This window comes from Pseudoalteromonas sp. SM9913 (assembly GCF_000184065.1).
In the GTDB taxonomy this organism is placed as follows: domain Bacteria; phylum Pseudomonadota; class Gammaproteobacteria; order Enterobacterales; family Alteromonadaceae; genus Pseudoalteromonas; species Pseudoalteromonas tetraodonis.
Map to the genome: position 1 here is coordinate 2,920,391 of NC_014803.1, position 23,223 is coordinate 2,943,613.

The 23,223-nt window shown below is 41.6% G+C and carries 18 protein-coding genes; 10 read left to right on the top strand and 8 right to left on the bottom strand.

What is annotated here, in order from left to right:
• Positions 1-32 precede the first annotated feature (32 nt).
• From rpoD to PSM_RS13440, 9 genes are all read left to right on the top strand, one after another.
• Positions 33-1,877: an RNA polymerase sigma factor RpoD gene (gene rpoD, locus PSM_RS13400; RefSeq protein WP_013465962.1), complete on the top strand. Its 1,845-nt coding sequence runs from the start codon at positions 33-35 to the stop codon at positions 1,875-1,877.
• Positions 1,878-1,948: 71 nt separating this feature from the next.
• Entirely contained in the window at positions 1,949-2,830 is an 882-nt protein-coding gene (prmA, locus tag PSM_RS13405) for a 50S ribosomal protein L11 methyltransferase (RefSeq protein WP_008466387.1), read from the top strand.
• A 282-nt stretch (positions 2,831-3,112) separates the two neighbouring features.
• Positions 3,113-4,084 carry a tRNA dihydrouridine synthase DusB gene (gene dusB / locus PSM_RS13410; protein ID WP_024601713.1) on the top strand — a complete coding sequence of 324 codons (972 nt, stop codon included), beginning with the start codon at positions 3,113-3,115 and terminating at the stop codon, positions 4,082-4,084.
• Between the two features lie 19 nt (positions 4,085-4,103).
• Positions 4,104-4,394, top strand: coding sequence for a DNA-binding transcriptional regulator Fis (fis, locus tag PSM_RS13415; RefSeq protein WP_002957804.1), 291 nt, complete (start codon positions 4,104-4,106; stop codon positions 4,392-4,394).
• Between the two features lie 332 nt (positions 4,395-4,726).
• Positions 4,727-6,313: a bifunctional phosphoribosylaminoimidazolecarboxamide formyltransferase/IMP cyclohydrolase gene (gene purH / locus PSM_RS13420; protein ID WP_013465964.1), complete on the top strand. Its 1,587-nt coding sequence runs from the start codon at positions 4,727-4,729 to the stop codon at positions 6,311-6,313.
• Between the two features lie 109 nt (positions 6,314-6,422).
• Complete coding sequence (locus PSM_RS13425) at positions 6,423-7,241, top strand: class I SAM-dependent methyltransferase (RefSeq protein ID WP_013465965.1); 819 nt, start codon at positions 6,423-6,425, stop codon at positions 7,239-7,241.
• 14 nt (positions 7,242-7,255) lie between these two features.
• On the top strand, positions 7,256-8,542 hold the full coding sequence (gene purD / locus PSM_RS13430; RefSeq protein WP_013465966.1) for a phosphoribosylamine--glycine ligase: 1,287 nt from the start codon (positions 7,256-7,258) through the stop codon (positions 8,540-8,542).
• A gap of 95 nt (positions 8,543-8,637) precedes the next feature.
• Positions 8,638-11,178: an EAL domain-containing protein gene (locus PSM_RS13435; RefSeq protein ID WP_013465967.1), complete on the top strand. Its 2,541-nt coding sequence runs from the start codon at positions 8,638-8,640 to the stop codon at positions 11,176-11,178.
• A 21-nt stretch (positions 11,179-11,199) separates the two neighbouring features.
• Positions 11,200-12,015, top strand: a complete 816-nt coding sequence (locus PSM_RS13440) for a DUF2797 domain-containing protein (RefSeq protein WP_013465968.1) — start codon at positions 11,200-11,202, stop codon at positions 12,013-12,015.
• On the opposite strand, the gene PSM_RS13445 is transcribed toward PSM_RS13440, so the two are convergent.
• Positions 11,988-14,516 (bottom strand): EAL domain-containing protein, encoded by a 2,529-nt coding sequence (locus PSM_RS13445; protein WP_029609955.1) that lies wholly within the window; start codon positions 14,514-14,516, stop codon positions 11,988-11,990. The two genes, PSM_RS13440 and PSM_RS13445, sit on opposite strands and share 28 nt — an antisense overlap.
• 77 nt (positions 14,517-14,593) lie before the next feature.
• Here PSM_RS13445 and PSM_RS13450 point away from each other — a divergent pair, with 77 nt between their 5' ends.
• Positions 14,594-14,893, top strand: a complete 300-nt coding sequence (locus tag PSM_RS13450) for a DUF4144 family protein (protein ID WP_013465970.1) — start codon at positions 14,594-14,596, stop codon at positions 14,891-14,893.
• On the opposite strand, the gene PSM_RS13455 is transcribed toward PSM_RS13450, so the two are convergent.
• The 7 genes from PSM_RS13455 to PSM_RS13485 form a co-directional block, all read right to left on the bottom strand.
• Entirely contained in the window at positions 14,873-15,796 is a 924-nt protein-coding gene (locus PSM_RS13455; RefSeq protein ID WP_013465971.1) for a histone deacetylase family protein, read from the bottom strand. The genes PSM_RS13450 and PSM_RS13455 overlap by 21 nt on opposite strands.
• Positions 15,797-15,899: 103 nt before the next feature.
• Entirely contained in the window at positions 15,900-17,441 is a 1,542-nt protein-coding gene (locus PSM_RS13460) for a serine hydrolase (RefSeq protein ID WP_013465972.1), read from the bottom strand.
• A 27-nt stretch (positions 17,442-17,468) separates the two neighbouring features.
• Positions 17,469-17,963, bottom strand: coding sequence for a gamma-glutamylcyclotransferase family protein (locus PSM_RS13465; protein WP_013465973.1), 495 nt, complete (start codon positions 17,961-17,963; stop codon positions 17,469-17,471).
• Positions 17,964-17,975: 12 nt separating this feature from the next.
• Positions 17,976-18,602 (bottom strand): LysE family translocator, encoded by a 627-nt coding sequence (locus tag PSM_RS13470; RefSeq protein WP_013465974.1) that lies wholly within the window; start codon positions 18,600-18,602, stop codon positions 17,976-17,978.
• A 2-nt stretch (positions 18,603-18,604) separates the two neighbouring features.
• Entirely contained in the window at positions 18,605-19,387 is a 783-nt protein-coding gene (locus PSM_RS13475; protein WP_013465975.1) for a hypothetical protein, read from the bottom strand.
• 3 nt (positions 19,388-19,390) lie between these two features.
• Positions 19,391-19,861 carry a CreA family protein gene (locus PSM_RS13480; RefSeq protein ID WP_013465976.1) on the bottom strand — a complete coding sequence of 157 codons (471 nt, stop codon included), beginning with the start codon at positions 19,859-19,861 and terminating at the stop codon, positions 19,391-19,393.
• Positions 19,862-20,046: 185 nt separating this feature from the next.
• Positions 20,047-23,067: a TonB-dependent receptor domain-containing protein gene (locus PSM_RS13485; RefSeq protein ID WP_013465977.1), complete on the bottom strand. Its 3,021-nt coding sequence runs from the start codon at positions 23,065-23,067 to the stop codon at positions 20,047-20,049.
• Positions 23,068-23,223 lie beyond the last annotated feature (156 nt).

Consider the following 23,223-nt stretch of genomic DNA (forward strand, 5'->3'; position numbering starts at 1 on the left):
ATCAACTTATCAGAGTGGAAGAAACAATCTCTATGGATCCAACTCCTCAGTCACAATTAAAACTTCTGATTCAAAAAGGTAAAGAGCAAGGTTACTTAACTTTTGCAGAAGTTAATGATCACCTTCCACAAGATATTATCGACTCAGATCAAGTAGAAGATATCATTAGCATGATTAATGACATGGGTATCAAGGTTAGCGAAAACGCGCCTGATGCCGATGAATTAATGATGCAAGAAACCACGACAGACGAAGACGCAGCGGAAGCTGCCGCTGCAGCCCTTGCTACTGTAGAAAAAGAAATTGGCCGTACAACTGACCCTGTTCGCATGTATATGCGTGAAATGGGTACTGTTGAACTTCTTACCCGTGAAGGCGAAATTGTTATCGCTAAGCGTATTGAAGAAGGCATTAACCAAGTTCAAATTTCGGTTGCTGAATACCCTGAAGCGATCACTTACCTACTTGAACAGTGGGATAAGTTTGAAGCAGAAGAGATGCGTCTTAGCGATATTATCTCTGGCTTTTTCGATCCTGATGCAGAAGAAGCACCACCTATTGCTGCCACCAACATTGGTTCTGAATTAAGTGAAAAACAGCTTGATGATAGCGACGATGATGACGATGACAGCGATGATGAAGACGAAGAAGAAGTAGATACAGGTCCAGATCCTGAAGAAGCGCGCGTCCATTTCGAAAATTTACGTGATTTATACACCAAAGCACGTGAAACATTCGATAATAAAGGTCGCTCTCATCCAGAGTCTCAAGCCGCTATTTTAGAAATCGGTGAGCTGTTCAGAACCTTTAAACTCGTACCTAAACAGTTTGATCGCATGGTTAATAACATGCGTGAAATGATGGACAGAGTTCGCGTTCAAGAACGTCTTATTATGAAGCATGCAGTACAAGTTTCAAAGCTGCCAAAGAAAACCTTTGTTAAGCATTTTGCAAACAACGAAACTGACACAGCATGGCTTGATATTGAAATTGCAGCAAACGAAAAGCATTCAGCTAAACTTGAAGAAGTGAAGCCTGAAATACTTCGTTGTATTAGCAAACTTACTTCAATGGAAGAAAGCACTGGCTTAAGCATTGAACGTATTAAAGATATAAACCGTCGCATGAGTATTGGTGAAGCGAAAGCGCGCCGTGCTAAAAAAGAGATGGTAGAAGCAAACTTACGTCTTGTAATTTCAATCGCTAAAAAATACACCAACCGTGGTTTACAGTTCTTAGATTTAATCCAAGAAGGTAACATTGGTCTGATGAAAGCGGTTGATAAGTTTGAATACCGTCGTGGTTATAAGTTTTCAACTTATGCTACGTGGTGGATCCGTCAAGCAATTACGCGCTCTATTGCTGACCAAGCAAGAACAATCCGTATTCCAGTACATATGATTGAAACGATCAATAAATTGAACCGTATTTCACGTCAAATGTTACAAGAAATGGGTCGTGAGCCAAATCCAGAAGAATTAGCTGAACGCATGATGATGCCTGAGGATAAAATCCGTAAGGTACTTAAGATTGCAAAAGAGCCAATTTCAATGGAAACACCTATTGGTGATGATGAAGATTCGCACTTAGGCGACTTCATCGAAGATACCACTATTGATTCGCCAATCGATTCGGCAACAATGGAGTCTCTTCGTGGCGCAACTAACGACGTGCTCGCTGGCTTAACAGCCCGTGAAGCGAAAGTACTACGTATGCGTTTTGGTATTGATATGAATACCGACCACACGTTAGAAGAAGTAGGTAAACAGTTTGACGTAACACGTGAACGTATTCGTCAAATTGAGGCGAAGGCACTGCGTAAATTACGTCACCCTTCTCGCTCTGATTTACTGAAAAGCTTTTTAGACGCTAAATAATCTAGCGTTACATTATAAGTTAATTTAAAAGGCCGCTGTAGCGGCCTTTTTTCTATTTCAAGGAAATAAACATGGCTTGGATCCAAATCCGTATCAATGCCAATGCTGCAACCGCTGATGCAGTAAGTGACCTATTAATGGAAGCAGGCAGTGCTTCTGTTACTTTTATTGATGCTAAAGACACGCCTATCTATGAGCCTAAAATTGGCACTGTTGTATTTTGGGCTGACACCACAGTAATTGGCTTGTTCGAAGCTAATCACGATATGAACGCAGTGGTTGCGTTATTAAAACGCCATGATGAGCTAAAAGACAATTTAGTTTACAAAATTGAGCAACTCGAAGATAAAGACTGGGAACGTGAGTGGATGGATAATTTTCACCCTATTCAATTTGGCGAAAAACTCTGGATTTGTCCTAGCTGGCGCGACATTCCAGACCCAGACGCAGTCAATGTACTACTTGATCCTGGTCTTGCTTTTGGTACTGGCACACACGCCACTACAGCACTGTGTTTAAAATGGTTAGAAAGCCAAGACTTAACTGGTAAAACCGTTGTCGACTTTGGCTGTGGCTCAGGCATATTAGGCATTGCAGCAATAAAATTGGGTGCTGAGCGCATGATTGGGATAGACATTGACCCACAAGCGCTGGAAGCAAGCCTAGATAACGCTAATCGCAATGGTGTTGCTGACAAGCTTGAAGTTTACCTTCCAGAAAACCAACCTGAGTTTACTGCTGACATTGTGGTGGCAAATATTTTAGCGCAACCACTGCGTGAGCTTCATAGTGTTATTTTAGGATTATTAAAGCCAGGCGGTAAAATTGCGATGTCTGGAATTTTAGAAGAACAAGCACAATCGGTTGCTGACATATACGCGCCCTTTATTGAGCTCGATGAAATTGCCATTGAAGGCGATTGGACCCGAGTAAGTGGCACTAAAAAAGCGTAATAGTGCGTTATTAAAAAATTTAGAGTATTAACTCAAAAGTCGTATCTAAAGCCTGCATTTAACAGGCTTTACTATTTTTTTACATAATAAAAAATAAAGATTTTTTATTATAAAAGTAATAGCCGTTCAAAATTCACACAAATAAACCGCTTCGTCATACGGTTATCAAATGTCAATACGAAAAGAGCAAAAAAAAGTCACTTTTGTTCAATTTATAGCCTTTGATTTTTGCGTAAAAAGCCGTAAACTTAGCGCCCCTTGAAAAGAGGCCTATTGAATATCGTGCGTATCGGTTCATACCAACTTGAGAATAATGTCATTGTCGCGCCTATGGCGGGCATAACGGACAGACCATTTAGACAGCTATGTCGTCGTTTAGGCGCTGGCCTTGCTGTGTCTGAAATGCTGTCGTCTAATCCGAAGGTTTGGAAAACCGAAAAGTCGATGAACCGAATGGATCATTCTGGTGAGTCGGGTATACGTGCGGTGCAAATTGCAGGAGCAGACCCTGAGCTTATGGCACAGGCCGCACAATTCAATGTTGCAAACGGTGCACAGATCATAGATATCAATATGGGGTGCCCAGCAAAAAAAGTGAACAAGAAACTTGCAGGCTCAGCCTTATTACAGTTTCCAGAACTCGTGGAAGAGATTATTGATGCCGTAGTAAACGCGGTTGATATACCTGTGACACTTAAAATCCGTACCGGATGGGATCAGGACAACCGTAATGGTGTAGAGATTGCAAGAATAGCTGAACGTTATGGCATTGCATCACTAGCTGTACATGGGCGCACGCGCGCATGTATGTATAAAGGTGATGCTGAGTACGCCACAATTAGGGATATAAAACGTTCAGTGTCGATACCTGTCGTTGCTAATGGAGATATTACATCACCTGAAAAAGCAAAGCAGGTTTTGGACTATACGGGTGCAGATGCCATTATGATTGGTCGAGCCGCCCAAGGTCGCCCTTGGATATTTAGGGAGATAGACCACTATTTGCGAACTGGTGAACATATGCAGCCACCTGCTATTGCAGAGGTGCGCAGTATTTTAATGGAGCATTTAACCAACCTCCATGTGTTTTACGGTGAGCCAATGGGAGCACGAATCGCTCGCAAACATGTATCTTGGTATTTGCAAACCCATGACAGTGACGGTCAGTTTAGGCGAGTATTTAATGCGCTCGACAATTCAGAGGCACAGGTCGTCGCATTAGAGCAATACTTTAAAACACTAGCAGCTAACTAAGAAAGAAAGAGACTTTATAATGTTCGAACAAAACGTGACTTCTCCATTTATCACTAACCCTCATGTTCAGTCACACGAGAAACCGCAGCCATTGCGTGATGCAGTGAAAAAAGCTGTTCACCACTACTTAAAGCAGCTTAACGGTCAAGATGTGCAAGACGTTTACGACCTTGTTCTTTCTGAGCTAGAAGCGCCATTGCTTGAAGAAGTAATGACTTACACACGTGGCAATCAAACTCGTGCGGCAATTTTACTAGGTATCAACCGTGGTACTTTACGTAAAAAGCTTAAAAAATACGGTATGAACTAATAACAGCTATATTGAAACCGTAATCATTCTAACGAGCTAAATAAGCCCCTAACTGCGTTAAAAATTTTTTATGTAGAATAACTACACAGCAAAATTTTTGCCTTGTTATTGACTTATTTCTTTGTCGTTATAATTGCTTACTAATCCAATACAGCTGGTATAAAGTATTTTGAGTAAAAAGCACCTTAGGGTGCTTTTTTTATTTGTAAAATTTATTAGCGAAATTGCAAAATGCTCACGCTTTATGGGTCGTTATAAGTCGTTTTTTGAGTCGTAATCAGTTAAAATACGCGCTTCTAAGCTAGCTCATTAACTGAGGAAATCAAACTACAATGGATACACATCGTCCTATACGTCGCGCACTTTTGAGTGTGTCAGACAAAACCGGTATTGTTGAATTTGCCCGTGCACTAGAAGCACAAGGTGTTGAAATACTTTCAACTGGCGGCACGTGTAAACTACTTGCTGACAATGCAATTAAAGTAACTGAAGTATCAGATCACACCGGTCACCCTGAGATCATGGATGGTCGCGTAAAAACCCTACATCCAAAAATTCATGGCGGTATTCTTGCTCGTCGTGGCCAAGATGAAGACGTAATGGCAGATAACAATATTTCTGCTATCGACATCGTTGTAGTTAACTTATACCCCTTTGCGAATACTGTCGCTCAAGAAAACTGCAGCCTTGAAGATGCCATTGAAAACATCGATATTGGCGGCCCAACCATGGTACGTGCGGCAGCTAAAAATCACAAAGATGTGACGATTGTTGTTAACGCAAGCGACTACGACCGTGTTATTAGCGAAATGCAAAATAACAACGGCTCAACAACCTACAAAACACGCTTTGACTTAGCTATTGCAGCGTATGAGCATACAGCGCAGTACGATGGCATGATTGCTAACTACTTCGGTAAAATGGTTCCTGATTACACAGAGGAAGCCGCTATCGATACTAAGTTCCCGCGTACTATCAATATGCAATTCACTAAAAAGCAAGATATGCGCTACGGTGAAAATTCGCATCAAGATGCCGCGTTTTATGTTGAAAACGACATCATTGAAGCGTCAGTGGCAACAGCGACTCAACTGCAAGGTAAAGCATTATCGTTTAACAATATTGCCGACACCGATGCTGCACTTGAGTGCGTAAAAGAATTTGATGTACCTGCGTGTGTAATTGTTAAACACGCTAACCCGTGTGGTGTATCAATTGGCGAAAATATCCTAGAAGCGTACGAACGCGCCTTTAAAACAGACCCAACGTCAGCATTTGGCGGTATCATTGCCTTTAACCAAGAGCTTGATGCAAACACCGCACAAGCGATTGTTGAACGTCAATTTGTTGAAGTTATTATTGCGCCAAGCGTAAGTCCTGAAGCGGCTCAAATAGTCTCGGCTAAGCAAAACGTTCGCTTATTAGAGTGTGGTGAATTCTCTGCTAAAGGCACAGGTCACGACATTAAGCGTGTAAATGGCGGTGTACTTATTCAAGACCGTGATTTAGGCATGGTAACGCAAGGCGACTTAACGGTTGTGTCTAAGCGCCAACCTTCTGAGCAAGAGCTTAAAGATTTATTATTCTGCTGGAAAGTGGCTAAATTTGTTAAATCAAACGCCATTGTTTATGCCCGCGACGGTATGACTATAGGTGTAGGTGCAGGCCAAATGAGCCGCGTTTACTCAGCTAAAATTGCCGGTATTAAAGCCGCTGATGAAAACCTTGAAGTGAAAGGTTCGGTGATGGCATCAGATGCATTCTTCCCATTCCGTGATGGTATTGATGCAGCTGCAGAGGCTGGTATTACTGCTGTGATCCAACCTGGTGGTTCAATGCGCGATGAAGAAGTGATTGCGGCCGCAGACGAAGCTGGAATGGCAATGGTGTTTACCGGTATGCGCCACTTCCGTCATTAATCGCATAAAGAGCTAACGGGTTCAGTTAGCTCTTTTTGTTTGCACCAAATTCACGTATTCTGCTTATTCTATAACCATGACTAACAATTATAATGTGAAGGATTAGACGATGAAATTTGCACTAAAATCTCTACTGGTTGCCACACTGTCATTAAGCTCAACAATGGCATTGGCACATAACCATGGCCACGACTCAGCATTAACAAATGCAGTTAAAGCAAGCGAGCGTAGCAGTGAGCGCGATCAATACCGCAATCCTGTAGAAACACTCGAATTTTTTGGCTTTAAACCATCTATGACCGTGGTAGAAATTGCCCCAGGTGGTGGTTGGTACAGTGAAATTTTAGCGCCAGCGCTGAAAGAGCAAGGCACCTATTATGCTGCGCACTTCCCTGCTGATTCATCGGTTGGTTATTACCAACGTTCTCTTGCTGGCTTTAAGGCTAAAATCGCTGAAGATGCCCGCTTTAGTCACGTTAAACTCACTGAGTTTGCCCCTTCTACACATTTAGATATTGCTCCTGCGGCTAGCGCCGATATGGTACTGACTTTTCGTAATGTCCATAACTGGTACATGAGCAAAGATAAAGAAGCTGCAAGCAATGCGTTTAAGTCTTTTTACAAAGCACTTAAACCAGGCGGCACTTTAGGTGTGGTTGAACACCGCCTACCAGAAGAGCAAGATGATGAGATGCAAAAATCATCAGGTTATATGAAGCAAAGTGTGGTTATTGCACTTGCTGAACAAGCAGGTTTTGAACTTGAAGCAAAAAGCGATATTAATGCAAACCCTCTTGATACAGCCGATCACCCTAAAGGGGTATGGACCCTTCCACCGAGCCTTAGACTTGGCGAGCAAGATGCCGCTAAATATAAAGCCATAGGTGAAAGCGACCGTATGACGCTGAAATTTAAAAAACCGCTTTAAATAGGATATTCGCCATGAATGTATTAGTCATTGGCAGCGGCGGCCGCGAACACGCACTTGCGTTTAAGGCCGCTCAAAATACAAAAGTAAACACTGTTTATGTTGCTCCAGGTAATGCGGGCACAGCTCTTGAGCCAAAACTTGAGAACGTAGCAATTAACGTTGAAGACCTTGATGGACTGCTAAGCTTTGCACAAAAAAATAATGTTGAGCTAACCATTGTTGGCCCTGAAGTACCGCTAGTATTAGGGGTTGTTGATAAGTTCCGTGAACACGGCTTAGCTATTTTCGGCCCAACCGCCGGTGCAGCACAGCTTGAAGGGTCTAAATCGTTCACTAAAGACTTTTTAGCACGTCATGCTATTCCAACCGCTGATTACCAAACGTTTGAACAAATCGACCCTGCGCTTGCTTATTTAAAAGAAAAAGGCGCACCGATTGTTATTAAAGCCGATGGTTTAGCGGCTGGTAAAGGCGTGATTGTTGCTATGGACGAACGCGAGGCTGAAGAGGCTATTCGCGATATGCTTGCGGGTAATGCCTTTGGTGACGCCGGTAGCCGTGTGGTCATTGAAGAGTTTTTAGAAGGTGAAGAAGCGTCGTTTATTGTCATGGTTGATGGTAAAAACGTACTGCCGTTTGCAACCAGCCAAGACCATAAACGCGCTTACAATGGCGATCAAGGTCCTAACACTGGCGGTATGGGTGCATACTCACCAGCGCCTGTAGTAACCGATGAAATTCATCAGCGCATTATGAACGAAGTGATCTACCCAACGGTAGAAGGTATGGCTAGCGAAGGCCATCCGTACACTGGCTTTTTATATGCAGGCTTAATGATAGATGATACAGGTACACCAAAGGTTATTGAATATAACTGTCGTTTTGGTGACCCTGAAACACAACCTATGATGCTACGCTTACAATCAGACTTAGTTGAATTGATTGAAGCTGCTAACCGTGTAGAGCTTGATAAAACCACCATTGAGTTTGATTCACGCGCTGCAGTAGGTGTTGTTTTAGCCGCTAAAGGCTACCCTGATAACTACCCGAAAGGCGATGCTATCAGTGGCCTAAAAGTAACCTACCCTGAAGGCGAAAAAGTCTTCCATGCAGGTACTAAGCAAGACGGCGATAACGTAGTGACTGCCGGTGGTCGTGTACTGTGTGCTACTGCACTGGGTAATACCGTTACACAAGCGCAGCAGCGTGCCTATAAACTGGTTGATGAAATCAGCTGGGATGGCATGGAATACCGTACAGACATTGCTTATCGCGCAATAGCTAGAGAGCAATCATAACGATTGATGCCTAACTAGCAAATTTTATAAAAGCGCAGATTATCTGCGCTTTTTACTGCTACACTATAAAAAAGTAATCTGGACATAAATTAATATTGGAATTTAAAACTTTACGCTATCATGCCATAGCGATTGTAATACTTATTTTTATCTTTTTTATTATCAGCACATTGGCAACAAACTTTGTGATGCCATCACGCTATACCATAGATAAAATAACCCCTGTTTACCTCGATCATGCGTATTACATAGACAAAAACAAAACACAAAGTTTTGCAGAAGTAATGACCAAGCAGGCGCTATTTACACAGCAAGAATTTAACGATATACCTTGGAGCTTTGAACAGCAAAATTATTGGTTACGCCTCGATTTAGAAAACAAAAGCAGCCAACAAGAAGATGTGGTTGCCCACTTTGATAACCCGATGGTAGATCATCTCACCATATATCGGCTCAATAGTAACAACCAACTACTCGACACTTATAAGCTTGGCGATAAAGAGCCACGTCTTACTTTATTTAAGTACAGCGTGCCCCACATTCGCTTTAACCTCGATGGCCAATCTACACAACGACTAATTATAAAAATAGATACTGTGGGGATCAGTAAAACTCCAATTCACTTATATCGCCATAATGTATTTGTTGATTTAGTTCGCTCACAAACAGGCATTTGGGGAATTTTCGCGGGTGTCTTATTAATGGCCTCACTATATAACCTATTACTCTATTTTGGCATTAAAGACCGCGTGTACTTAGTTTATATTGGCTACATTATTAGTGCTATAGCATTAATGGGCACCGTGCTGGGGTTTGGTTTTTATTTATGGCCGCTAGAATGGCAGTTGTTTATTCACGAAAAAATAATTGTCGTTAATTACACTATTGCGTTTTTCACTCTCGCTTTTTGCACCATGTTTTTGCGATATCATAAAGACCGTTGCTGGCGTTATAAATTAAGTGTTGGTTTACTCTGGCTAATGCTAGTGCTCGGTACATTAAGCTTTTTTATTCCCGAAAATATAGCTGCCCCCATATTTTTTGTAATTTTGGGATTACTTTATATCGTCTGCTTTATTTTAATTTATAACAAATTAAAAAGTGGCTTTAGATGGGCTAAGTTTTACGTATTTTCATGGGTGCCATTGATTATTGGTGCAGCCATTCAGCCTTTAGAGCTTACAGGCGTTATTACTTATAGCTTTTCAATACGTCATGCTTTTTTAATGGCCATTTTGTGTGAAATTGTCTTAATGGCCATGGCACTTGCCGATCGGGTTCGTTATCAGCGTGAGCGCGCTTTATATCATGCCACGCATACCCAGCAAACAAAACTGCTCAATAGCGCAAAGTTAAAGTATGCCTTTATGGCACTCAAAGCCCAGCAACGTTCCACCACTTTATGTTTGGTTAAAATACGTCATTTTAACTCGCTAAATACCATTATTACGCCCTCCCAAGGATATGAATTAATTAAGCATGTTGCGCACGAATTAGAATGCCAATTGAGCTTTGAGAGAGAATTTTTTAACTTAAGTAATGGCATTAATCAACCCGCTAAAATTGCTGATTTAGGTAGCGGTGTTTTTGCCTGTATCTCAACTAAAAACCAAAGCCCACACACGCTCGAAGAGTTATTAAAAAGGGTAGTAAATAAGTTACCAAAAACCTATCAAATCAAAGGGCTAGACTTACAACTCAATTACAGCGTGGGGATTAGTGCCTTTGGTAAACGTGATGACTTTGAATTTTGGTTGAAACGAGGCTACTTGGCATTACATAACGCTAAACATAGTCTAAGTAAGGTAAGCTCATCATCTGCGGACAGCAGTTTAGCTATGGACGTTGCGCTTGCTGCTAAGCTTCAACAAGCGATAAGAACGGATCAGCTCGCTCTGTTTTATCAACCACAAATTAGTTTAAAAGATAACAGTGTCAATGGTGCCGAAGCTCTACTACGCTGGCCTAATACTGAGTTTAAAAACATTTCCATAGAAAAACTAATTCTACTTGCCGAACACACCGGTATTATTAATGAATTAACACTTTGGGTGATAGAGCAAGCCTGCAAAGACATTGCAAAACTGGCAAATGAGGGCATAACTGAACATAGTATTAGCGTTAATTTAAGTGCAAAAAACCTAGCCATTGCCAATTTAACCGAAAAAGTAGAAAACCTTTTAATAAAGTATCAGGTCGATCCTCATTTATTGAAGTTTGAGCTGACTGAATCAGCGTTTGTCGAAAATCAAGATGCGTTAGTCACCTTAGTTGGTGAACTCGCCACACTGGGCGTTAAGGTGGTGTTAGACGACTTTGGTACTGGTTATTCATCACTTAGCTACTTAGTTAACTATCACTTTAGTGAACTTAAAGTAGATAAGTCGTTTGTGTTTGATTTAACCGATAACCGGGCTCATCAGGTCATTGTGCAAACAGCTATAGATATGGCGCATAACTTGGGCCTTACTATCACGATTGAGGGAGTAGAAACTCAAGAAGTTCACCAGCTGCTCAACACCATGAAAGCTGACCGTACCCAAGGCTATTTGTACGCAAAAGCACTCTCTTATGATAATTATTTAGACTTCTTGAACAGCCAATACCGCCTAAAAATGTTAAGCTCCCCTTTTTAACATCTTTGGGGCCAAGTAAAGATGCAAGGTACACTGCGTAAATTAAAGTCGAGCTTAACAGAACCCGTTCAATATCATTTACCTGTAGGTGATGAACTGGTTGATTTAAATGCTTTAATAGGTAAACAATTGACTCTCACTTTTAGTGGCACAATTTTGTGTTCTAACTGTGGTAAAAAAACAAAAAAAAGCTATTCTCAAGGGCATTGCTTTGTATGTATGCGCAAGCTTGCAAGTTGCGACATGTGTATTATGAAACCTGAAACCTGCCATTACGATCAAGGCACCTGCCGCGAGCCACAATGGGGTGAAGAAAACTGCATGATCCCGCATTATGTGTATCTAGCTAATACATCAGGGTTAAAAGTAGGCATTACTCGCCACACCCAAATACCTACCCGTTGGATTGACCAAGGGGCAACCCAAGCATTACCTATTTTTAAAGTACAAACTCGTTTACAGTCGGGCTTAGTGGAAGTAGCGCTCGCGCAGTTTATTGCTGATAAAACCAATTGGCGCAATATGCTCAAAGGACAAAACGACGTTCTTGATTTAAAAGCAGCGGCTGCTGAGCTTATTCCACAAATTAGCGAAAAACTAACCGAGCTGAGTGAGTTATTTGGCGCAACCGCTATTGAACAGCTTGACCAAGACGTTGTGAATCTTGATTTTCCTGTAAGCAAATACCCAAGCAAAATCAGCTCATTTAACTTCGATAAAAACCCCGTTGTTAGCGGTATTTTACAAGGCATTAAAGGCCAATATTTAATTTTTGATAACGGCGTTATTAATATTCGTAAGTTCACCTCTTATGAAGTGAGTGTAGACTCAGAATAACCTTTTGCTGCTTGGTTATAAAATGCTATCCACTGCTGCTGCGTTAATGGATGGCAATAATAATAGCCCTGAATAGCATTGCAGCCTATTTCGACTAAGTGTGCCTCTTGCGAGGCATGCTCAACGCCCTCAGCAACCACATCCAATCCTAAACTTGTCGCCATGGCTATAATGGCCGCCACAATTTGGCTATTGCCATACTCATCAGGAATCTTAGCAATAAAGCTCGCATCAATTTTTAATGTATTAAACGGTAATTTGGTTAAATAACTGAGTGCAGAATACCCCGTACCAAAATCATCCAGCGCAATATGCACGCCCAGCGCTTTAAGCTGTTGTAGTTGCTCTTTTGCCTGTGAAAACGAGCTAATAAAGCTGCTTTCGGTCAGCTCAATTTCAAGTAAGCTGCCAGGTAATTGGTAACGAGTAAGCATAGCTTTAATATTATCAGCCAACTTACCTTGGCTTAAATGACACGCAGAGACATTAATCGCTAAACGTCCGGCATCAATCCCCTGCGCTTGCCAAAGGGTTAACTCTTTACCTGCTTGGTTTATAACCCATAAATCTAAACGCACCACTAAACCTAGCTCTTCAGCAAGCGGAATAAACTGCGCTGGTGAAATAGTGCCTAAATCAGGGTCATGCCAACGCAGTAGTGCTTCAGCTCCCATAATCAACCCTGTTTTTAAACATTGCTTAGGCTGAAAATAAAGCTCAAACTCATCATTTTCGAGTGCATGCTGAAAGCGGCTCATCATCGCTAAGCGCTCTAAAGATCGGGCATTCATTGAGGGTTGAAACAACTGAAACGAATTGCGACCGACATCTTTTGAGCGGTACATGGCAATATCAGCATGCTTTAATAATGTTTCACTGTCTAAGCCATCATCAGGGTAAACAGCCGCCCCTATAGACGCGGTAACACCAACCTCAAAGCCTTCAAGCTTAAACGGTGTATTTAAGTGATTTAAAATACTCTCAGCAAGGGTGATAGCACCTTCTACATTGTTTATTTCGCACAATACAATAAACTCATCGCCCCCTAATCGCGCCAGCGTATCTCCCTCATTGAGGGTGTTAATAATGCGCTCAGAGACTAATTTTAATAAGGTATCACCGGCATTATGGCCTAAGCTGTCATTCACCTCTTTAAAACGGTCAAGGTCAATAAACATTACCGCTAGCATCTGTTTATCTCTGTGCGCTGAGGCCAGTGCCATAGAAAGTCTATCATTAAATAAACGCCGGTTAGGTAAGCCAGTTAGCTCATCAAAATACGCTAACTGCACCACTTTTTCTTCTGCGCTTTTTCGCTCAGTTATGTCACTAAAAATAGCGGCGTAAATCACCTCACTATGACTTGGCTCTTTTATTTCTATAATACTGAGCCACTCAATATAAATATCGCCAGATTTTTTACGATTATGAATTTCCCCCTGCCATACCCCTGTTTTGGCAAGCGAATCCCACATTTTTATATAAAAGTTTTTATCATGACGCCCTGAACTCAACATATTGGGTCGCTTACCTATCACCTCATATTCTTTGTAACCGGTTAGATGAGTAAATGCAGGGTTTACTTGCATAATCACTCCATTCGAGTCGGTGATCATGATGCCATCTAGGGAGGAGTCGATAATTTTATTGGCTAAAAATAAGTTACGCTGCGAATGCTGCAATGCAATATCACGCTGCTGAAGTACTTTTTCAAGCTCACAGCAATACGCCGTTTCAATTTCATTAATTAAGTTTTCAAGCGATAATACACCGTTAATTTGATTATTTTCGCTAACCACCAAATGTCTAATGTTACTTTCAGACATCAACCTGTAAGCATCAAAAAGGCTGTCTTGGGGGCTTATCTGATAAAGGGGGCGACTGGCTAAATCCCAACAAACAAGATGATTGTGCTGCTCGGTGATGAGCTTTAGTAAGTCGCGCTGGGTAATAATGCCATGGGCATTTTCATCCTCATTAAACACCAAAATCACTTTCTCTGCATATTCACGCATCATGCTCACCGCGTCATTGATTGCCAATGAACTCGGTACTATCCGTATGTTTTTATTATATTGATCATTAATAGGTCTAAATTGTAAGTAATGCTCTAGCCCTTGATTGTTTACAATATCTGTAATGCTGATCACGCCGCTGGGAATGTCATTTGTATCAGTGACTAACAAATGCCTTACACCCTGCTTATTAAACACCATGGCCGTCTCGGTTAATAATTGTTGGCTGGGCACACTTAGTACAGGGCTCGACATAACGCTTTCAATTGCTAACTGCCTAAGTGAGCGATTAGAAAAGTTAAGTGTTAAACAATCGGTTTCAGTCCATACGCCTATTATTTGTTGCTGTTGTTTTACAAAAATAGCGCTAACATTATGCGCTCGCATTAGTTTCACCGCTTCAATTAAAGGGGTATCCTTAGCGCAGGCGATCACCTTATTGGTAAAAACATCGCATACTTTTTGATAGCGGCTAGTGTGAGGCATTGCTTCTACTTCCAAAATTAAACCAATTAATGATTATAAATTATTCAGTAAAAAAACAATTTGATTTAGGACAATAGATGAGCATCAGTTACCCACAAATTATTATTTATAATAATGAAATTGAGCTAATAGAGCACGCCAATGATTTACACGACTTTATTTACACTATGGAAGCAAGTGAACAGCAAAAAGTCATTATTTTAGATAAGGTTAGTGGCTATCAAAGCTTAAACGGCCATTCGCTCACGGCGCTCAGTGCAAGCCAATTAGCAGAGCTAGTAAAAGAATATTTAGCAAAAGAAGGGCAATGCTGCTTAAGTAAAATAGAGCAGCTAACTCCAGATCAGGCATTCAGGTTACTCGCCGAAATCAACTAGCGCTTTAACGTGTGCAATCGCGCTGCGCCCGAGGGCCGACAGTGAGTATCCTCCCTCTAAATAAGAAATAATACCTAAACAATGATGCTGTTGGCTAAATTGCGCTAACTGCTCAGTAAGCCATATATAATCACTTTCAACAAACTTAAGACTGGCCATGTCATCTTCTAAATGTGCGTCAAATCCCGCGCTTATAAAAAGTAGCTCAGGCTTAAATTCTGTTAATTTTGGTAGCCATTGCTGCTCATAAAGTGCTTTTAAATCAGCACCATCACTAGCTATCGGTAAAGGTGAATTTACCAGTGTGGCGTTATTTTTAATGGCGGTATTAGGATAAAATGGATATTGAAATAACGAGCACAGCAACACATTTTCATCATCCATAAAAATATCTTGAGTACCATTGCCATGGTGTACGTCAAAATCAACAATGGCAATGCGCTTTACCCCTTTGCTTTGTGCATATTTAACCGCAATCGCAAGGTTATTAAACACACAAAAACCAGAAGAGCTATCTCGGTTAGCGTGATGCCCTGGCGGGCGTACTGAACAAAACGCAGCGTCTAACTTACCCTCTAAAATCTCATCAACAGCGAGTAAGCCTGCTCCGACTGCACGCTCAATGGCCCTTAAAGAGTCGGGGCATAACCACGTATCTCCATCTAGATCGCTGAGCCCCTCAGTGGGGATCATGTCTTCTACATGCTTAATATGCTGCTCACTGTGCGCCAATAAATAGTGCTCGCGCAATGCTTTAGGCGCTTGTTTTTGCTCTATAGCCACATCCAGTCCACTAGCAAGTAAACGGTCATTAATTGCATCTAAACGCTCAGGGCATTCTGGATGATCTTCAATCATTTTATGTTTACGACAGTGAGGATGAGAAATAATCGCAGTGCGCATAGCTAACTCCAAAAATAAGTTGCTTAACGAGTATAACAAAGCCACCTTGTGGTGGCTTTGCGACTTTGGTTGATACTAAACGACTCTTTAACCAAAGTTATGGTTATTTAGCTTTTAAGTCGAGGTTTCTAAAATCAAAGCTAAAGTCGGTTACCTGCGTTGAAACTGCATTCATTTTCGCCGATTCCACGCGGTTATCGGCGCTCATAGAAAAGCGAATAAAGGCATCTGCCTCTAATAACTTTTCATCCCACTTCACAATAAAAGTATTACCTGTGTAATGCTCCAGTTCACCTTTAAGGCGTTTTGTATGGGTAAAATCAATGCGTAATTTACCATCCAGTTCTTCAACTATTACATCGCCATACCAATCATCATGTAATGTACCGGTGTAGTTTATATTAGGCAATTGCGGTTGAGTGTCTGTTGGCGCTTTTGGAGCGGCGTTAGCATAGGCTTTTTCTTTCCCTGCAAAATGCTTTTTAGCTAACTCTTCAACCCAATCTTTATCTTCAAGCTCTAGTACATCTTCAAGTACTTCATGAGTCACTGCCGATAATGCAGAAAATGCTTGTTGGTTGCTTAATATCACAATCCCCACGTTTTTTTCTGGTAGTAAAGTCACCTGCGAGACCATACCTAAAATGCCGCCACCATGTGCCAGCTTTTTAACGCCGTGGTAATCTTCTATACTCCAACCTAATCCGTAACCTCTAAATTGTTGATGATACGCTTCATAGGCACTTTTAGATGCCATTGACGTAATATGTGGATGCCACATTTGTGCTTGCTGCTTTTCACTAAATAACTGCTCGCCATTAGGCATTTTGCCACCCGCAAGTTGAGTACGGAGCCATTGGCTCATATCATTTACGCTTGATGCAATGGCGCCTGCCCCTCGAAAGTCTTCAAGGTAATTAACAAAAAAAGGATGCAATTTGCCATCCATTGGGATGTGTCCAATCGCCCAGTTTTTGTTATTTTTTGCGATACGCGAAAAGCCAGCGCGCGAGTTAGTCATATTTAGCGGCTGTAAAATGTTTTTTTCAATGTAGTCGTTCCAGCTCATCCCCGATACACGCGCAACAACTTCACCAGCGGTAACAAACATTAGGTTGTTGTAAGCATATTGGCTACGAAAACTGCTCGCAGGTTTTAAATATTTCAGCCCAGATAAAATATCGGCTACCGATTTATCTGTACTTGGCCAAATCATTAAATCGCCTTGACCAAGCCCTAAACCGCTACGATGACTAAGTAAATCGCGTATGCGCATTTCACGAGTAACGTAAGGGTCGTACAATCTAAACTCAGGAAGATGGTCAATTACGCGGTCATCCCAGCTTAACTTGCCTTCATCCACCAGCTTAGCCAATGCTGCACTGGTAAATGCCTTGGTATTTGAAGCAATACCAAATAAAGTGTCTTTATTCACCTTGCTATTCGTATCAAGGTTGGCAACACCAAAGCCTTTAGCGAATACGACTTTGTCATTTTCAACAATGGCAACGGCCATTCCGGGTACATCAAAACGTGTCATTGAGGCGTTGATCACCTCTGAAATTTTATCGGTATCAACTGCTGCAGAGCTCGTAAACGTCCAGCCAGCCAATAATGCGGCTGTGGCTAATTTTTTTAGTTTCATAGTGTTACCTTAGGTTATTATTTTTGTTTAATCTTGATGAACCGCAAATTCTATTTCGGCGCGCGCTTTATTAGTATCTTGCTTACTCGGGTAAGCTAAAATGCGTTGACTGTAGTGTTCGGGTACGCCCGCCTCAAGTGCGCCGCGGTATACATGCTGCACGTACCAATCATAAGGTAGCAGTGTGTCGTCATGTGTGTTTGCTATGTAGCAGTGTACATTAATGTCATCGTCATCTAGAAGGCTCACGGTTAAATCAACACAGTCGTAATTAGGGCCTTCAATTTTATCTAAGATCTCTTTTTCGGCTTCATTTAGCTGATACACTACCCCATATACCACAGCATCGGGTTCATTGGTGGGCACAATAGTGCATTTACCTGAACCATCTGAAAAGGCCATATTAAAGGTTAACTTATAGCCCTTTAAAAGTGCCGTACCCACACGTTTTGCATTAGGTAAACGTGCCAATAAACGATTAGATGACATATTAGAGCCAAACGAAAAATTATATAACGCCATACTATTCCTTCTTTAAATAACAACTCGCACAGCCAGTGCGATTAAAATAATGCCAATGCCGCGGTCGAACCAATAACCACTTTGCTGAAAAAAATCACGTACACGCGCTTTTGATAACAATAGCGATAAAATAGAAAACCAAGCCCAGGTAGCAAGCGCCATATAAACGCCGTATCCCATTTGTACTATTACCGGCGTAGTTGGGCTAATCACTAAGGTAAACAACGACATAAAAAATAAAGTTGCCTTAGGGTTAAGTGCATTGGTAAAAAAGCCACGTCGAAACGCATGCCATGATGACTCAGCTGCAAGGCTGGGTTTTGCAGTCGGTTCTGATGAGGTATTTGTAGGTTTAGCAGCGCGCAGTGCCTGTACGCCTAAATACGCTAAATACGCGCCCGCTATATATTTAAGCGCCATAAACAACGCAGGTGATTGAGTTAACACCAGCGCAACTCCCAATACACAATAGGCTATGTGTAATAAAATAGCCGCACCAACACCTGCACTTGTCCATAAGGCATTGCGCCTGCCGTGTTGTACACTTTGTTTAAGGACTACCGCAAAGTCGGGCCCAGGGCTTGCTACCGCAAAAAAATGAGCCACCGCAATTAATAAAAATTCATCGATATAGTTCATACTTAACTGGCTTGCTCTGGCGAAAAAGCCAATAATAATGGGTTAGCCGATTGATTAACCAAGGCTTTTATTTCTTTTTGCGCTTTTTTAAATTGGCCTCGTAAATGCGGTTTTAAATGTTTTTTAGAGTGTTTATCTTGCTTAAAGTAGCTCACTAACGCATGCATAAATACGGTATGCGTTTCACTGAGCGCTGCTTCGCGATTTGCATACGGGTTATAACATGAGCCACAGCCACCTTTAAACTGGTACACGGTATTGCTCATCATTACCCCAAAGCCTAAAAAACACGCCAAGGCATCAGTGGCTTGCGGTAAATACTCTTTACCACCTGGGGGCAGCACCCCTACGTGATGAATTAATATGGTGGCAAGCGTACCGGCAAAACTCGCCACTAAGTCTTGCGGTTGATTAATTTGATTGGGATTAAACGACACATTAATAGTATGACTGGCTGGTACTATTAAATGACACTCTTCGCCACGTAAATGCTGACTAAATTCAAAGTGTGGAAACACCTGTGGTTGTAATTGTTGCGGTGCAACCAAGGTTACTGGCCATTCATTCATACCAGCGTATTGCTTAACACGCGCAAACACTTTGCTGGCCATTTCCTCAATACTTGAAACCGAGTCAGGAAAAAACTCAACCGTTGGCAAAATAACTTGGCTGTGTTTGGTAAAAAAATCCAAATCAAAGTTTTCTGCTGCCCATATAAAGGTATCAACCAGCCATTGTTGTTCTTGTTCTGCCAATAAGGGCTTTGATTTAAATAGAGTTAACATAAACTACTCTTGCCCCTTCGCCCATTGCCATGCTTGTGTATTGTATAAAGGCACCGTAGAGAGCGCATGATGATGACTGCCCGTAGACTCTTTCGTTGAGTATGATAAATATAATAATGTATGTGTTTTAGCATCATAAATACGGCGCACTTTTAATGACTTAAACAAAATACTCTTAGATGATTTAAACACGACTTCACCGGATTTACTGCGGTCGATAGACTGTAATTGGTCTGGCGTTATTGGCCCGGTTTGACGACAGGCAATCGACATATCTGATGGGTCTGAAAAATCTAAATTCGCCTCAATATGGCTAATATGACAGGTTACACCGGTCACTAGCGGGTCTTGCTGTGAATTAACCACCACATCTTTAGTGGTAAATAGCCCAAGACTCACTGAGGCAACATCATCAGAACACCCTGCAAGCCCTGCTAAGCATACAATTAAACCACCCATTTTGAGATACTTCATAGCAAGTCCTTCGTTCATATTAAAAATTAAGTTACGCCTTATACTAAACGCTTTCACCGCGATAAAACAAATTTTATCCACCAACTCAATACTGTAATGGTTTAAAGGGTATTTCGCAGCAAGATACACAATAAAAAAGGCACGCCCGAGGGAGTGCCTTTGCAAACAAATACAGCTAAAGGTTATTAAAAGCTATATTGTGCACCTAGATAAACATAACGACCGGCACCGCCGCCGTAGCCACTATAAAAGTTACCACGACCACTTGGGTAAAATGCCCCTTTGTCGTCAAATACATTGTTAATACCGCCAAATACACGTAAGTCACTTTTATCAGTCAGTGCCAGAGTGTAAGACGCTGATAAACTGTGCTTTAAAAATGAGCCATAATCTTGATACGCAAGTGGCTCTGGGTTTGCAATACAACCGGCATCGCCCGCAGCACAGCGCTCATCGTTTGCAGCAACATACTCAAGGTAGTCTTTCTCATCTTCTTGGCTTGCTTTAAACGCGCCTACGTAATTTGTACGCCAGCGGATACGTAAATCATCCATTTTCCATACAATCGACATAGCGGCTTTATCTTTTGAGCGCCCATAACCTGCATACTGTGAAGTAACACTGTTACCATCTAAGCCTTCATAGGTTTGCGAGTTTTCAATAATGTGATTGTAATCAAGCTTAAATGACAAGTTGCCATAGCTGCCTATGTCATATTTGTAAGTTGCAACGACATCGTAACCGCGCGCAGTTAACTCATCCAAGTTATATTCACGCTGTAGAATTTTTACAATGTTACCTTCGTCGTTACGAGTAATATCGTTACAGTATTCGTTATCACTGCCCCACGCAGCCTCTGAGTCATAACATTCGCGCATGATGTTTTCGTTACTTATTTCATCAATTGCATCAACAATAGCAATATCGTAGTAATCCACCGCTAAGTTAAAGCCATCTAAAAACTCAGGAGATACAGTAATACCAAAGGTATAGGTATCGGCTGTTTCTTCTTTTAAGTTTGGATTACCTGTATTTGGCGAGTAGTTATTGTCTTCACTTTCAAATTCAAAGTTAGGATCATCAGCTAGCTTTTGTGCCAAGGTTGGCTCTAAACGACAGTTATCGTGTCCTGGGTTTGTTGATGTTGCTGTTAGACCATCACAAATATCATCAAATGAATCAAAATCGCCGCGAGGGGGTGATAATAATTCCGTGATAGTCGGCGCACGCTGTGCTCGTGCATAATTGGCACGTAGCATGTATCCATCAATTGGTTGCCATAAAAGGCCTAGCTTATAACTGGCGACAGTGCTGATATTATCAATGCTGTAATTTGCTAAACGCAGCGACGTTTCTGCCGACAAACTTTTAGCAAATTGCGCATCTTTAAGTAGTGGCACTGCAAGTTCAGCAAATGCCTCATACACTTCTACTTCACCATAAAAAGAAGGCACAACGTTAAACGTAATACCGCCCGCTTTCATATCATCACTGGTATCTAGGCTTTGTGAGTCTTTACGATACTCTGCACCAAATACTGCAGACACATTACCTGCTGGTAATTCGTATAGGTCTCCGGTGATATAACCCATTACCGTATATTGCTGAATCTCAGTATCAATAATTGGGTTAGTACGGATCCAGTCAGCCATTTCAGGGGTAATAGACCCTTCACCAAATAGATTAAGCGGGACACATCCTTGCGCTCGCGCTTCGGCGTCTTTACATTGAATAGTGCCATCGGCTAGCTTTTCAGCTTGCAGTGCTTGATTGACACGTACCGTGTTTAACTCGTTACTACGGATTTGATGCTGTTTAAATTGCCCGTATCCAGCAGAGATATCCCAATCCCATGTATCATCAAACATCATACCTTGTAGGCCAGCCCAAGTACGGATGGTCGTACGGTCGTTATCAGTGCTGATATTACCTACTTCACCAAAACGACGATCCCAATAAATGCGGTCTTTGTATGGGTTGCTGTCAATAATTTCTTGTGGCACGTATGGGTTATCAATAGGAATGTAACCTGGCGCAATATCATCGATAGGATCGCCAGTCACTGGGTCGTAGCGAGGTACGTAAGCCCCTTCGTATTCATCTTCTGGTGACTTATCGTTGAACGAGCCACTTTTGCTGTATTGAATTTGGAAGTAGCTCATAATGTCGTCTGTTACATCATAATCTACTTTTATTGCGGTCGAAAAGTTATCACTAGGTACATCAAGCATGACGTATTGTGACGAATTTATACCATAAATTTCTTCATTGCCTTTCCAGTCATCACGCAGCGTTTGCCCGTCGTACCAAAACTGGGTATCGTTTCGGTTGCTTTCTAAAAATACACCGCCTAAGGTACCATCGCTTTTGCTTGCCCAATCAGCTTGTGTAATACCACTCATACACTGATAACCATCAGCAGTGTACATTTGATTACACATTAACTCATCATCGTAACTATGTGCCGCTTCTATTTTTGCGCGGTCACGGTCGTAAAAGGTCATGCCAAAATCACGATCCCAGTTTGAGCTGACAAATACATAACCGCGATCATCGGCAAATGACGTTCCGTAGTTTAAATCAAGCGTAAACTCACGACCGCCACCATCTGTTGTTTCACCGCCACGGGCTTGAAATTCAAAGCCTTCTTTTTTTGACTGGGTAATAATATTCACTACACCGGCTACCGCATCGGCACCATAAGTGGCCGACGCACCACCACTTATAATTTCAACGCGCTCCACCATGCCACTTGGAATGGTATTTAAACTCACATAGTTACCACCATAACTATTTGATACCACACGGCGGCCATCAATAAGCGTTAGCGTTCTGTTAGCGCCTAAGTCTCGAAGCTGCACCGTTGATAAACCGGTACCCGAAATACTTGATTGGCTGGTTGTGTTACCAATACTTTCGCTCAGTGCAGGCATGTTATCGATTAATACATCTGAAAGATTGCCTAAACCTGTATCCTGAATTGACGCTCTGTCCATGGTTACCAGCGGGGTTGTTACCGAAAAACTATCACGCTTTAAACGCGAACCCGTTACGGTTATTTTTTCTGGTGCTTCTTGAACCACTTCTTCGCTTGCTTTAGCGGTTGATTGACGAGCAATAGCCTCGTCATTTGCTATTGCATGTCCAGATAAACTCGCTGTTATAGCCAATGCTAAAGCGCATTTTTTTGTTGATATATTACTCACAAACTTCCCTTATTATTTATTATTCCATTAGTACAAATCGTTTTTGATTAACTTTTTAGTTATTAAATTTGTTTTGTACCAATTGGTTTATTTTACTAATAACATGTTGTAAGTAATCGTGAATAAAAGCACAATGAGAGGTGTCTCGTTTATATC

Coding starts and splice junctions, on each gene's coding strand:
- PSM_RS13445 (WP_029609955.1), bottom strand. CDS start 14,516: ATGCCTCACACTAGCCGCTATCAAAAAGTATGCGATGTTTTTACCAAT.
- purD (WP_013465966.1), top strand. CDS start 7,256: ATGAATGTATTAGTCATTGGCAGCGGCGGCCGCGAACACGCACTTGCG.
- PSM_RS13450 (WP_013465970.1), top strand. CDS start 14,594: ATGAGCATCAGTTACCCACAAATTATTATTTATAATAATGAAATTGAG.
- prmA (WP_008466387.1), top strand. CDS start 1,949: ATGGCTTGGATCCAAATCCGTATCAATGCCAATGCTGCAACCGCTGAT.
- PSM_RS13440 (WP_013465968.1), top strand. CDS start 11,200: ATGCAAGGTACACTGCGTAAATTAAAGTCGAGCTTAACAGAACCCGTT.
- purH (WP_013465964.1), top strand. CDS start 4,727: ATGGATACACATCGTCCTATACGTCGCGCACTTTTGAGTGTGTCAGAC.
- rpoD (WP_013465962.1), top strand. CDS start 33: ATGGATCCAACTCCTCAGTCACAATTAAAACTTCTGATTCAAAAAGGT.
- PSM_RS13465 (WP_013465973.1), bottom strand. CDS start 17,963: ATGGCGTTATATAATTTTTCGTTTGGCTCTAATATGTCATCTAATCGT.
- PSM_RS13455 (WP_013465971.1), bottom strand. CDS start 15,796: ATGCGCACTGCGATTATTTCTCATCCTCACTGTCGTAAACATAAAATG.
- PSM_RS13425 (WP_013465965.1), top strand. CDS start 6,423: ATGAAATTTGCACTAAAATCTCTACTGGTTGCCACACTGTCATTAAGC.
- PSM_RS13480 (WP_013465976.1), bottom strand. CDS start 19,861: ATGAAGTATCTCAAAATGGGTGGTTTAATTGTATGCTTAGCAGGGCTT.
- PSM_RS13460 (WP_013465972.1), bottom strand. CDS start 17,441: ATGAAACTAAAAAAATTAGCCACAGCCGCATTATTGGCTGGCTGGACG.
- fis (WP_002957804.1), top strand. CDS start 4,104: ATGTTCGAACAAAACGTGACTTCTCCATTTATCACTAACCCTCATGTT.
- PSM_RS13475 (WP_013465975.1), bottom strand. CDS start 19,387: ATGTTAACTCTATTTAAATCAAAGCCCTTATTGGCAGAACAAGAACAA.
- PSM_RS13470 (WP_013465974.1), bottom strand. CDS start 18,602: ATGAACTATATCGATGAATTTTTATTAATTGCGGTGGCTCATTTTTTT.